Source organism: Sphingobacterium sp. G1-14 (assembly GCF_002196555.1).
In the GTDB taxonomy this organism is placed as follows: Bacteria; Bacteroidota; Bacteroidia; order Sphingobacteriales; family Sphingobacteriaceae; genus Sphingobacterium; species Sphingobacterium siyangense.
The window spans coordinates 942,061-954,449 of the sequence record NZ_CP021381.1; the positions used below are offsets into that span (position 1 = coordinate 942,061).

Sequence of the window (12,389 nt, forward strand, 5' to 3'; positions counted from 1 at the left end):
ATAAAAAGCTAGATTATCACATGCTGTTAGACACAAATCCGCCTTTTTTGTTTTAGTTGGTCCATATAAAATCCATTTTACTGGATTGTTTCATGATATTTTCAACTACTGTTTTTTCTAGATCCAAAATGGATTTTAAAGCGTTATAATCGATTTTATCGGCATCATCGGTCGGCATATGATAGTCTGGGTGTCCACCAGTATGGAAAAACAACACCGGTATATTCTTTTTGTAGAATGAAGTTTGGTCAGATCCGCCGTTGCCATCCTTGCTAAGATTAAATTTTATAGGTGCCTGAACATCTTTGAATATAGCTGGCCATTGACTACTTGTTCCATAGCCGATTACAGCAAGGCCATTGCTGGGATTATAACGGCCGATCATATCCATATTGAGCATGGCTGTGATTTTCTCCAATGGTAGGGTAGGGTGTTCCGTAAAATATTTGGAACCAACTAATCCCAATTCTTCCGCTCCGAAAGCAATAAACAACAAGTTGTAGGGTTCTTTTTCATTGTTGCTGCTAAAGTAACGTGCGAGCTCCAATAAACCAGCAGTACCAGAGGCATTATCGTCGGCTCCATTGTGGATTTTGCCTACTCCTAAGGAGTCTTTTGAACTTCCTTGACGACCTGTTCCCAAGTGATCGTAATGTGCGCCTATAACAACTGTTAAGTCTGCACCATTGTCAATAAATCCAATGATATTATCTGCATTGCGAATGCTGTCTGCAACTTTTACTTTCCAGACTTTGGCTTTGAAGGATTGGCGGTACCCTTTTTCACCTTTAGGCTCAAGTTTGTATTTTTTGAATTCCTTTTCAATATAATCTGCAGCTTGAAATACTTCCTTACTGCCCGTTCCCCGTCCCTGCATTTTGTCGTCAGCGAGGTAATAGATATGTTTCTTTAAGTTGGAAACTTCGATCTGTTGTGCCTGTGCTATTTGGATTCCTAGTAGGCCGCAAAATGTCAGAAGTAGGCTAATGTTTTTCATGCTAATAGTAGAGTTTAGATAGTTGTATTGGGTTATATGTACAAAAAAATAAAAGCCTTGGGATTAACAAGGCTTTTAGGGATATTTCGTTAATCTTCAACGATTTCACTGTGGATGCTGGATTTCTCTTCTTTTTCTGTTTTGAAATACCGTTTTTGAAATAACAGGATCAAAACCACCCCAACAGAAATTGCCGAGTCGGCAATGTTGAATACAGGTCGGAAGAAGAGGAACTCTTCACCGCCCCAAAAGGGCACCCAAGAAGGGAAGTTGCCTTGAATTAATGGGAAATAAAGCATATCGACCACTTTTCCGTGCAGGAAGGAAGAATAACCACCACCTGCTGGGAATAAACTTGCTTTATCATACCAGGTACTTTCACTAAAGATGACACCGTAAAAAGCAGAATCGATGATATTTCCTAAGGCACCGGCAAGAATTAGGGCAACATTCAAGATGAAACCACGGTTATACTTATTTTTGATCATGTAATGCAGGCCGTATCCAATACCAGCTACGGCTAAAATACGAAATACCGTCAAAAATAATTTTCCATAATCACCGCCAAATTCCATACCATAGGCCATTCCATTGTTTTCAATAAAATGAATCTGGAAAAATTTGCCCAATACATGGTGGCTTTGTCCAATTGTCATTGTGAGCTTAACCCATATTTTTGACAATTGATCTATTAAAAGTATCGCTACGATGAGCGCGATCGGTTTCGTATAACCCTTCATTGTGTTATAAAAATGGTCTTTGCCTAAGCAAAGACCATATATTTAATGCCTAAAATTAATATTGTTTGTTTTTCGCTTCGATGCTCAACGTTGTATGTGGAACAGCTTTCAAACGTTCTTTTTGAATCAGTTTTCCGGTCTCTCTACAGATACCATACGTTTTGTTCTCGATGCGCACCAACGCTGCTTCTAGGTTGTCGATAAATTTCTTTTGACGAGCAGCCAATTGATTTGTTTGCTCTTTTTCTAAAGTAGCTGAACCGTCTTCCAATGTCTTGTACGTTCCAGCAGTATCGTCGGTACCATTAGCATTACTGTTATTAAGCGTTGCGGTCAACGAGGAAAGCTCTTCTTTTGCTATTCTAAGCTTGTCCAAGATAATATCTTTGAATTCTTGTAATTCTGAATCGCTATAGCGTGTTTTCTCGTTGTTGTTTGCCATAATTTAATTTTTTTGGATTAATGCCTTAAGTTCTTTGCCATCGATCTCGATGGTCTCTCCTTCAGTTAGTGAATCTTCAAATACCAATGAATCGGCCAGAATTTCGGTGCAAATATACGATAAATTTTCGTTGGCAGCATTGACCACTTCTGAAGCAGCTGTTAACTTTACGTTAATTCTATCAGTGACTTCTAATCCTTTATCCTTCCTTAGATTTTGTAGGCGGTTGATCAATTCTCTTGACAAACCTTCTTTTTTCAATTCTTCGGTGATATGTACATCTAATGCTACGGTCAATTTACCTAGATTCGCTACTTGCCATCCTTCAACGTCTTCTGCTATAATTTCTACATCGCTCAGTAAAATCGTATATGGCGTGCCTGCTAGGGCCAATTCGCCTGTTGATTCCAACGTGCTGATTTGATCTATAGTCAACGATTGGATAGACGAAGAAACTAACTTCATATCCTTACCAACTTTCGCGCCAAGAGCTTTGAAATTTGGTTTTATTTTTTTCTTAATAATACCAGTGGTATCTGTAATGAACTCGATATCTTTGATATTGGTCTCAGAAAGTATCAGATCTTTTACTTTCTCTACCTTTTCTTGGAAAGCACTATCAAGTACCGGAACCAAAATTTTGTTTAATGGTTGACGTACATTGATGGAAGTTTTCTTCCGTAAAGAAAGTGTCAGCGATGAGATATCCTGCGCTAAAGCCATGCGTTCTTCCAGATCTTTATCGACTAGACTTTCATTATAAACCGGGAAATTCGCCAGGTGAACAGATTCAACTTGTTCCTTGTTAGTGGCTGAATTCAAATCCAGGAATAATCTATCCGAGAAGAAAGGTGATATTGGGGACATCAATTTCGCAATCGTATCAAGACATGTATAAAGTGTTTGATAGGCCGAAATTTTATCTTCTGTATAATCTCCTTTCCAGAAACGACGACGGCAAAGACGGACATACCAGTTGCTGAGATGTTCATCAACAAAGTTTTGAATAGCGCGCGCGGCCTTTGTAGGCTCGTAATCCGCTAAGTATTCGTCTACCTCCTTGGTCAACGAATTTAACAAGGAGATAATCCAACGGTCAATTTCAGGACGTTTTTCCAAAGCGATATCTGGTTCTGAATACGAGAACTTATCGATATTGGCATACAATGCAAAAAAAGCGTAGGTATTATATAAAGTACCAAAGAATTTACGGCGGACTTCATCCAATCCTTCCATATTGAATTTAAGGTTGTCCCATGGTGCGGCATTGCTGATCATGTACCAGCGTGTTGCATCGGCACTGTATTGATCGATCGTCGAGAATGGATCAACACCATTGCCTAGGCGTTTGGACATCTTATTTCCATTTTTATCCAACACCAAGCCATTGGAAACCACGTTTTTGAAGGAAACCGATTTGTACATCATTGTAGAAATCGCATGTAAGGTGAAAAACCAACCCCGTGTTTGATCAACTCCTTCAGCGATAAAGTCTGCAGGGTATGCATGATCAAATCCAGCTTTAAAAGGAAACTCTTCGCCTTTGGCTAGTTTTTCGTGATCCAATCCCCATTGTGCATAAGGCATTGCGCCTGAATCAAACCATACGTCTATCAGATCAGGTTCGCGGAATAACTTTTGTCCGGCATCAGAAACAAGAACGATATCGTCAACATATGGACGGTGAAGATCCAGTTGCTCGGTGTCGAATTTATCCAAGTAAGCTTTATTTTTCGCTTTTTCATCGTCAGATAAAACGTCTGAGGTCAAAGAAGCTTCCAATAAGGATTTTAATTCAGGTAAGGAGCCGATACAAACTTCTTCATTTTCGTCTTCTGAACGCCAGATAGGAAGTGGAGTTCCCCAGTAACGCGAACGCGAAAGGTTCCAGTCCACCAAGTTTTCTAACCAGTTTCCAAAGCGGCCGGTACCGGTTGCTTCAGGTTTCCAGTTGATGGTTTTATTTAATGCAACCAAATCTTCCTTCACTGCTGTCGTGCGGATAAACCAGCTATCTAATGGATAGTATAGAACAGGTTTGTCTGTACGCCAACAATGTGGATAGGTATGCTCATATTTTTTGACATCGAAAGCTTTGTTGTCCTCTTTTAGTTTGATAGAGATCAACACGTCTGTGGGTTTGAAGTCTTCTTTTGAACGTTCCTCTGTGCTGTAATATTCCTCTTTGACAAATCTTCCGGCAAAATCTGTGATTTCACTTACAAAACGTCCGGTACGGTCAACAGTAGGTACCTCTTTTCCATTTTCATCTTTCACCAAGATGCCCGGTACACCATGTTCTTTTGCTACACGAAAGTCATCCGCACCATAAGTAGGAGCAGCGTGAACGATACCGGTACCGTCTTCAGTCGTAACAAAGTCGCCTGGAATAACGCGGAAAGCATTTTCTTGTAAGTCCTCGTTGGTGATATAAGGCAACAATTGCTCGTAGCGCAAGCCAACAAGTTCTTCGCCTACAAATTCTGCTGCAAGCTCCCAAGGAATTACTTTGTCGCCCAATTTATAGTCTTGGAAGGATGCATTTTCTCCTTCCGCTTTAAAATGTTTGCTGATCAAATCTTTCGCTAACACGACAGATACAGGAGCACCGGTATATTTATTGAAAGTTCGGATCTTAACATAATTTATTTTCTTGCCTACAACCAAAGCTGTGTTGGACGGTAAAGTCCATGGCGTGGTCGTCCAGGCAATGAATGCTACATCCTCCGCATCGTCGTCAACTAATTTTTCTATAGCTGGGTGAAGCTGACTTTTGATCAGTCTAAATTCTGCAACGATGGTGGTATCTTTAACATCTTTATAGGTGCCGGGCTGGTTAAGTTCATGCGAACTCAATCCCGTACCTGCTGCCGGAGAGTAAGGTTGTATCGTATACCCCTTGTACAAAAGACCTTTTTTGTAAAGTTCTTTTAATAAATACCATAAGGTTTCGATGTATTCATTCTTGTAAGTAATATAAGGATGCTCAAGGTCAACCCAATAGCCCATTTTGGTGGTTAGGTCATTCCATACATCGGTATATTTCATTACCTCCTTGCGACAAGCGTCATTATATTGTTCTACAGTAATCTTTTTGCCGATATCCTCTTTTGTGATTCCAAGAGCTTTTTCGACAGCAAGTTCAATGGGCAGACCATGGGTATCCCAGCCGCCTTTTCGTTTCACTTGGTAACCTTTCAAAGTCTTGTAACGACAGAAAATATCCTTAATCGTACGTGCCATCACGTGGTGAATTCCAGGCATTCCATTTGCAGAAGGCGGACCTTCAAAAAATGTATAGGTCTTGCTTTCAGGACGATTATTGATACTTTTTTCGAATATTTTTTCCTGTTCCCAACGGGTCAAAATCTCTTTACCTATCTCGGGTAAATTTAACTGCTTATATTCTTTGTACATCAGACTGTTGTATGCTTCTTTTCTAAAGGTCGCTAATTTAGTGATTTATGATGGAAAATGAAAGAGGGCTTTGTTGTGCTTATATCATTAAATCGAGGTTGAACTTTTTGAAATCTCCCCCTTGATCAACTGGCGAAAATGATGGAAGCATCTGCTACGACAAAGGGACTACCCATGGCAGTCCCTTTGTTATTTCATTCTTGCTGAAATTCAGTTATGCTGAAAAACTGCTTCCGCATCCGCAGGTACTTGTTGCATTGGGATTGTTGAATGTGAAGCCCCTTGCATCGAGTCCCGATTTGAAGTCGATTTCCATACCGGCAAGATATAGGCCATGTGCTTTGTTCATAAAGATGCGAATTCCTTGAATTTCGTATTCGTTATCGCCGTCCTTTTTCTGGTCAAAGCCCAAGATATAACTCATACCGGAACAACCGCCGCCTTCAACACCGACACGTAAACCAAAATCATCAGAGATTTCTTGTTGATCCTTTAATTTATTTAGTTCCTTGATTGCCCCTTCTGTTAAGGAAACAGGAGCAACTGCTGTATGTTCTGTACTCATTGTAATAGTGTTTTAGCCAATCCAATACAAAAATACATTTTTTTAATGGCAAAATGCTTGACCGGAATTTTTTGACATTTTCGAAACATTCAATTCTTCGTACGCTTATTCGGTCCGATAGCACCATAAAATGATCTTGACCTAATTAGGTAATTCGCATAAATAAGGCTGTTTTTCTAAGAATATTTAATAAAATAGGACTTTTTGTCGATATTCTTTATGGAATATGCTATCTTTGAGGCATTAAAATAAACTACAAAATTTACTTTACAACATTTAAAAACAATGGAAAGAGATCAAGCCATTTTTAATTTAATAGCTGATGAGCTTAAACGCCAAGAAGAAGGTATTGAATTAATTGCTTCAGAAAACTTTGTTTCAAAACAAGTGATGGAAGCTGCTGGTTCAGTGTTGACAAATAAATATGCAGAAGGCCTCCCAGGAAAACGTTACTATGGAGGTTGTGAAGTTGTGGATGAGATTGAAACCATCGCAATTGATCGTGCAAAACAATTATTTGGCGCAGAATGGGTAAATGTTCAGCCTCACTCTGGTGCTCAAGCGAATGCGGCTGTTTTTTTGGCGACAATCAAACCTGGTGACAAAATTTTAGGTCTTGATTTATCTCACGGTGGTCACTTGACACACGGTTCACCAGCGAACTTATCTGGTAAGATCTATCAACCATTATTTTATGGTGTAAAAGAAGATACAGGTCTAATTGACTACGAGCAATTGGAAGAAACAGCGCTTCGTGAAAAACCAAAGATGATCATCTGTGGTGCTTCGGCTTATTCTCGTGATTGGGATTATGCGCGCATTCGTAAAGTTGCAGACGAAATAGGTGCTATCGTAATGGCTGATATTTCTCACCCTGCAGGTTTAATCGCTCGTGGTTTATTGAATGATCCACTTCCACATTGCCATATCGTTACGACAACGACACACAAAACGCTTCGTGGCCCACGTGGTGGTATGATTATGGTCGGTAAAGATTTTGAAAATCCATGGGGCATCAAAACACCTAAAGGTGAAATCCGTACAATCACGCAATTATTGGATTTAGCTGTATTCCCAGGTACACAAGGTGGTCCTTTGGAGCATACAATCGCAGCGAAAGCAATAGCTTACGGTGAGGCTTTATCCGATGAGTATATGGAATATATCGTTCAGGTAAAGAAAAATGCAGCTGCATTGGCACAATTCTTTGTGGAAAGAGATTACAAGATCATCTCTGGTGGTACAGACAATCACTTGATGTTGGTGGATCTTCGCAACAAAGATATTTCTGGTAAAGAAGCTGAAGCTGTATTAGGTAAAGCCGGTATTACAACAAATAAAAATATGGTTCCTTTTGATACACGTTCTCCTTTTGTGACTTCAGGTGTACGTTTTGGTACTGCTGCAATTACAACACGTGGTATTAAAGAGAATGAAATTATACAAATTGGCGAGTTGATCGATGAGGCATTGAAAAATGCATCTAACGATGCTCAACTGGATTTGATCCATGGCAAAGTAAGAGCAATGATGGCTGAGTTCCCATTGTATAAATAAGAAATTCCCCTAGGAATAAAAAAAAGCGGAATCACCGATGCGGTGGTTCCGCTTTTTTTTATTCCTACAGCTATTCTCAGCATAACATGTATGGTATAAGCCCGTACCAATTTAACTTATCACGGGAATTATATAATAACCTGAACCGTATTTTATACGGTTCAAATAGGGATTCATCCGAATGAGGTCCCTATTAGGTCCCTATTAACTCCCTATAAAGTTCGGATTGAATAATGCCTCATTGGCGTGTTGTCCTTCTCATGTACAACTGCTGGTTCTAGCTTGTTTCGGAGGGAATGGGAGTATTGCCTTAAGAGCTCGGTTTGGAAATGTGAGGTAGATAACTTATTTTTAAATGTTAAAAAACCTTAAAATAAATTGTAATAATTTGATTACTCATTTATTTTGCGGTAATTTGGTTTTAGATTAATTGATTGTTTTACAATAAGAAAGGATAGTTTATACGGCAAACATTTACATTTTAACACAGAACTGATAATTTATTTGCGAACTGCTAAAAAAGTAAGTGACGTATGAGACTTCTAAAAGGTAAAAGCGATCAAGAGTTGATCCAAATGTATGTCGGTGGCCAAGAGTCCGGTCTAGAGGCATTGTTGAATCGATATAAATCGAAAATATATACTTCTATATATATGAAAGTAAAAGATGAATATCTTGCTGAAGATATTTTCCAGGAGACTTTCATTAAAATCATCAACACATTAAAATCCGGTAAATATAATGAAGAGGGTAAGTTTTTACCTTGGGCTATTCGTATAGCACACAATATGATTGTTGACTTTTTTAGAAAAGCAAAACGTGCTCCAAATATTGTGAATGCTGATGGCTTTGATATTTTTGAGGTGCTCGAATTTAGTGATGAAAGCGCAGAGTCAAAAATGCTCAAACAGCAGGTTGATGTTGATCTTAAGAAAATGATCCAAAAACTTCCGGACGATCAAAAAGAGGTGCTCATTATGCGACATTTTTGTGATATGAGTTTTAAAGATATTGCAGAAATAACCGAAGTAAGTATCAATACTGCTTTGGGAAGGATGCGCTACGCATTGAGTAATTTACGTAAGATGATTGAAGGTACCGATCTTACCCTGCAAATGGGCTATTTATAATAAAGGGGGCATTACAAGACGCCCCTTTTTATTTACATTCTAATTGGGATCAAAGGGAAGTTTAGCTGCTTTTGTATTTTCCCACCGTTTGTTTGTCATTAAGGCAATGCTACAATCCTTTGCGCATCATGCCTTCAAAAGCCATTTCCTTCAATAATCTGCTCCTGATTGAACTTAAAATAACTGCTCGCCTTCAGAAATGACCGATGAGTATACGTATTGAATTCTTGTTAATCAGTGTAAGTGTTTCGTTGGACCGAAGCTGAAAGCGGAGTTATTTGTCCAAATGATGTGGCAATTATGTCATGTGGAGATCAGAAGAACCTGTTCTTTTTGTCAGGTCAAAGACTTTTTTTATCTTAGAAATTTATGCATATACCTTTTTTCAACGATTGGAATAAGGTTTGATAGTCATATTATAACTATAAAACGATTGAATAGCTATGTACTTGATTTTATTTATTGGAATAATGGTGGTAAGCCTAATTGTCCAAACAAGATTCAAAAACAAATTTAAGAAATACTCCGAAATGCCTTTGAGCAACGGGATGTCTGGAGCTGAGATTGCGCAAAAAATGTTAAATGATAACGGTATATATGATGTAAAGGTATTGTCTATCCCAGATCGTTTGGGAGATCACTATAATCCGTCGGATAAAACCGTTAATTTAAGCCCTGAAGTTTACAGTGGTCGCAGTGTTGCAGCTGCAGCGGTAGCGGCACACGAATGTGGTCACGCTGTACAGCACGCCAAAGCCTATAAATGGTTGGGTTTCCGTTCGGCAATGGTACCGATGGTCAATGCGGCTTCCAAAATGACTTCATGGGTATTGATGTTGGGCGTTATGCTGTTTGCTTTTTCTAAAGGTGGTAATCCATGGCTTTTAGCTGTTGGAGTTGGGGCGCTGGCTATTACAACCTTATTTTCTTTTATCACCTTGCCTGTCGAGTTTGATGCGTCGAACCGCGCGCTGGAATGGTTAAACCATGCTGGTGTAACCTATAATGGTGAAGAGCATGACGGTGCAAAAGATGCTTTGAAATGGGCGGCGATGACATATGTTGTAGCAGCGTTAAGTGCGTTGGTGACACTTTTATATTATGCATCGATTTTATTCGGTGGCCGTAGAAGTGATTAAATACGGGTATTGTAACTTTACCCTACAAAAATGCGATTATTTTTTATAGTCGCATTTTTTATGGTGTGTTAATGAGGTTACTATAGACAATTTTTTTAACTTTGCTGTTTATATAGAATAAGATTCAGATTTTATGTTTTCAAATCTTCAAGATAAGTTAGATAGGGCCTTTAAAGTATTAAAAGGACAAGGTAGTATTACCGAGATCAACGTTGCAGAAACGATGAAAGAAATTCGCAAAGCGTTGTTGGATGCCGATGTGAATTATAAAACTGCCAAAACTTTTACCGACGATGTTAAACAAAAAGCTTTAGGCGAAAATGTACTGACAAGTATTTCCCCGGGCCAATTGTTGACGAAGATCATGAATGATGAGTTGACAGCTTTGATGGGCGGATCTGTTACAGAGCTTGAGACTGGAAAAAATCCAACAGTCATTTTAATTGCGGGTTTGAATGGTGCTGGTAAAACAACGTTCTCAGGTAAGTTGGCCTTGTACCTTAAAGATAAAAAGAATAAAAAACCATTATTGGTGGCTGGTGACGTTTACCGTCCTGCAGCGATCGATCAATTGGAAGTGCTCGCGGAACAAGTGGGCGTACCAGTGTATGTGAATCGTGAATCTAACGATCCTATTGCGATTGCCAAAGCCGGTGTGGAAGAAGCAAAACGTAATGGAAATAACGTCGTAATCATCGATACAGCTGGTCGTTTGGCGATCGATGAGCCTTTAATGGTAGAGATTACTGCAGTTAAAGAAGCGACAAAACCAGACGAAATCCTATTTGTTGTGGATTCAATGACTGGTCAAGATGCCGTGAATACGGCTAAAACGTTCAACGACCGTCTGGACTTTACAGGTGTAGTATTGACTAAGTTGGATGGTGATACACGTGGTGGTGCTGCATTGTCGATTAAATCTGTCGTTAATAAACCCATTAAGTTTATTGGTACAGGTGAAAAGATGGATGCATTGGATGTATTCCACCCTGATCGTATGGCATCCCGTATTTTGGGTATGGGTGACGTCGTATCCTTAGTGGAACGTGCGCAGCAACAGTTTGATGAGAAGCAAGCTGCAGAGCTCCAAAAGAAAATCCGTAAGAATAAATTCGATTTCAACGATTTTAAATCCCAGATTCAACAAATCAAGAAAATGGGTAATATGAAAGACCTCATGGGAATGATCCCTGGTGTTGGTAAAGCAATGAAAGATATTGAAGTAGATGACAATGCTTTCAAACCCATTGAAGCGATTATCGATTCCATGACACCTTTTGAACGCGAAAATCCAGATGTCATTGATCAAAAACGTCGTTTACGTATTGCGAAAGGATCAGGTACTGATATTAATGAAGTGAATAAGTTATTGAAACAATTTGGTGATATGCGTAAAGTCATGAAGCAGATGTCTAATCCAGCGATGGCAGCTAAAATGATGCGTAATATGCCCAAAATGCCAGGAAAAATGTAATTTTTAGAGAATAGTTACATCATAAGAAGGGCATCGTTTTATACGATGCCCTATTTTTTTTTCTGAAAGTGTCTAATCTTATTGGCCAGAAAGAATCTTCATTCCGCTTTCATTGCTGTTGGAGTCTGCGAAGTCATGAAGGCTTTGATCATTGTGTTGCCTTTTTGATTAATTTTTTCGTTTCTACTATGCGCTGTACAAGATGAATCTAGGTTACTTGCGGACAGGATACTGCTGGTTGATTCCGTAAAATTCGAACTGTTTTTAAAGAAATAATTCGTAATTTCAAGTTCCTCACCCGAGTGAACGAAATATTTGTTAAATTTGTAATTATTATGGATGACCCCGCGCAATTATCGGAATACGGCAAAATCCTTATCATTCTTCTGATAGGGGCGCTGTTAGTCTGTGCGACCATTTTTCTTGCACGTTTAATCTCTCCGAAAAAGAATAATCCCATCAAATCTGGTACCTACGAATGTGGAGAGGATCCCATTGGTTCTTCTTGGGTTCAGTTTAATCCACGGTTTTATGTGATCGCCCTCGTATTTTTACTTTTTGATGTGGAGCTTATTTTTATTTTTCCATGGGCCACTGTATTTGGACAGTCTGAATATATTGCGGCAGATGGAAGGTGGGGATGGTTTACCATGATTGAAATGGCTATGTTCATTGGTATTTTAATTCTAGGATTGGTTTTTGTCTGGAAAAAGGGCGATTTAGAATGGGTTAAACCAAATGTGTCCTTACCTAAAGTTCCTGTACCTATCCCGGATAGCGCCTATGCAAGCCTGAATAGTAAGACTTATCAGGTGCGTGATTATGCACTGGTTGTAGATGAAACTGTCGCGCACAAAACAACGATAGATGAACAGGTGTCGACACCGAAACCAGCCTTTAAACCTCGATTTAAAAAAACTGAGTAAGC

The 12,389-nt window shown here is 39.1% G+C and carries 10 protein-coding genes; 5 read left to right on the forward strand and 5 right to left on the reverse strand.

Annotated features, from left to right (window positions below; genetic code table 11):
* Positions 1-52: 52 nt before the first annotated feature.
* From CBM24_RS04080 to CBM24_RS04100, 5 genes are all read right to left on the reverse strand, one after another.
* A complete protein-coding gene (locus CBM24_RS04080) occupies positions 53-997 on the reverse strand; it encodes a M20/M25/M40 family metallo-hydrolase (RefSeq protein WP_088160290.1) in 945 nt (314 codons plus the stop codon).
* Between the two features lie 89 nt (positions 998-1,086).
* On the reverse strand, positions 1,087-1,737 hold the full coding sequence (locus tag CBM24_RS04085) for a lipoprotein signal peptidase (RefSeq protein ID WP_075991120.1): 651 nt from the start codon (positions 1,735-1,737) through the stop codon (positions 1,087-1,089).
* 55 nt (positions 1,738-1,792) lie between these two features.
* Positions 1,793-2,179: a TraR/DksA family transcriptional regulator gene (locus CBM24_RS04090; RefSeq protein WP_046674049.1), complete on the reverse strand. Its 387-nt coding sequence runs from the start codon at positions 2,177-2,179 to the stop codon at positions 1,793-1,795.
* A 3-nt stretch (positions 2,180-2,182) separates the two neighbouring features.
* On the reverse strand, positions 2,183-5,596 hold the full coding sequence (ileS, locus tag CBM24_RS04095; protein ID WP_088160291.1) for an isoleucine--tRNA ligase: 3,414 nt from the start codon (positions 5,594-5,596) through the stop codon (positions 2,183-2,185).
* A 214-nt stretch (positions 5,597-5,810) separates the two neighbouring features.
* The gene (locus tag CBM24_RS04100) at positions 5,811-6,161 is read right to left on the reverse strand and encodes a HesB/IscA family protein (RefSeq protein WP_046674047.1); all 351 of its coding nucleotides are present in this window, start codon (positions 6,159-6,161) and stop codon (positions 5,811-5,813) included.
* Positions 6,162-6,446: 285 nt separating this feature from the next.
* Here CBM24_RS04100 and glyA point away from each other — a divergent pair, with 285 nt between their 5' ends.
* The 5 genes from glyA to CBM24_RS04130 all read left to right on the forward strand — a co-directional run bounded on the left by glyA (position 6,447) and on the right by CBM24_RS04130 (position 12,387).
* On the forward strand, positions 6,447-7,718 hold the full coding sequence (gene glyA / locus CBM24_RS04105; protein WP_075991122.1) for a serine hydroxymethyltransferase: 1,272 nt from the start codon (positions 6,447-6,449) through the stop codon (positions 7,716-7,718).
* A gap of 533 nt (positions 7,719-8,251) precedes the next feature.
* Positions 8,252-8,848 carry an RNA polymerase sigma factor gene (locus CBM24_RS04110; RefSeq protein WP_075991123.1) on the forward strand — a complete coding sequence of 199 codons (597 nt, stop codon included), beginning with the start codon at positions 8,252-8,254 and terminating at the stop codon, positions 8,846-8,848.
* Positions 8,849-9,291: 443 nt separating this feature from the next.
* A complete protein-coding gene (locus CBM24_RS04115) occupies positions 9,292-9,987 on the forward strand; it encodes a zinc metallopeptidase (RefSeq protein WP_088160292.1) in 696 nt (231 codons plus the stop codon).
* A gap of 133 nt (positions 9,988-10,120) precedes the next feature.
* Positions 10,121-11,461, forward strand: a complete 1,341-nt coding sequence (gene ffh, locus CBM24_RS04120) for a signal recognition particle protein (RefSeq protein WP_075991125.1) — start codon at positions 10,121-10,123, stop codon at positions 11,459-11,461.
* A gap of 335 nt (positions 11,462-11,796) precedes the next feature.
* On the forward strand, positions 11,797-12,387 hold the full coding sequence (locus tag CBM24_RS04130) for an NADH-quinone oxidoreductase subunit A (protein WP_088160294.1): 591 nt from the start codon (positions 11,797-11,799) through the stop codon (positions 12,385-12,387).
* Positions 12,388-12,389 lie beyond the last annotated feature (2 nt).

What these genes read in the sequence shown, in the direction of transcription:
- CBM24_RS04115 (WP_088160292.1), top strand. Translation starts at nt 9,292, where the DNA reads ATGTACTTGATTTTATTTATTGGAATAATGGTGGTAAGCCTAATTGTC.
- glyA (WP_075991122.1), top strand. Translation starts at nt 6,447, where the DNA reads ATGGAAAGAGATCAAGCCATTTTTAATTTAATAGCTGATGAGCTTAAA.
- CBM24_RS04100 (WP_046674047.1), bottom strand. Translation starts at nt 6,161, where the DNA reads ATGAGTACAGAACATACAGCAGTTGCTCCTGTTTCCTTAACAGAAGGG.
- ffh (WP_075991125.1), top strand. Translation starts at nt 10,121, where the DNA reads ATGTTTTCAAATCTTCAAGATAAGTTAGATAGGGCCTTTAAAGTATTA.
- CBM24_RS04090 (WP_046674049.1), bottom strand. Translation starts at nt 2,179, where the DNA reads ATGGCAAACAACAACGAGAAAACACGCTATAGCGATTCAGAATTACAA.
- CBM24_RS04130 (WP_088160294.1), top strand. Translation starts at nt 11,797, where the DNA reads ATGGATGACCCCGCGCAATTATCGGAATACGGCAAAATCCTTATCATT.
- ileS (WP_088160291.1), bottom strand. Translation starts at nt 5,596, where the DNA reads ATGTACAAAGAATATAAGCAGTTAAATTTACCCGAGATAGGTAAAGAG.
- CBM24_RS04085 (WP_075991120.1), bottom strand. Translation starts at nt 1,737, where the DNA reads ATGAAGGGTTATACGAAACCGATCGCGCTCATCGTAGCGATACTTTTA.
- CBM24_RS04080 (WP_088160290.1), bottom strand. Translation starts at nt 997, where the DNA reads ATGAAAAACATTAGCCTACTTCTGACATTTTGCGGCCTACTAGGAATC.
- CBM24_RS04110 (WP_075991123.1), top strand. Translation starts at nt 8,252, where the DNA reads ATGAGACTTCTAAAAGGTAAAAGCGATCAAGAGTTGATCCAAATGTAT.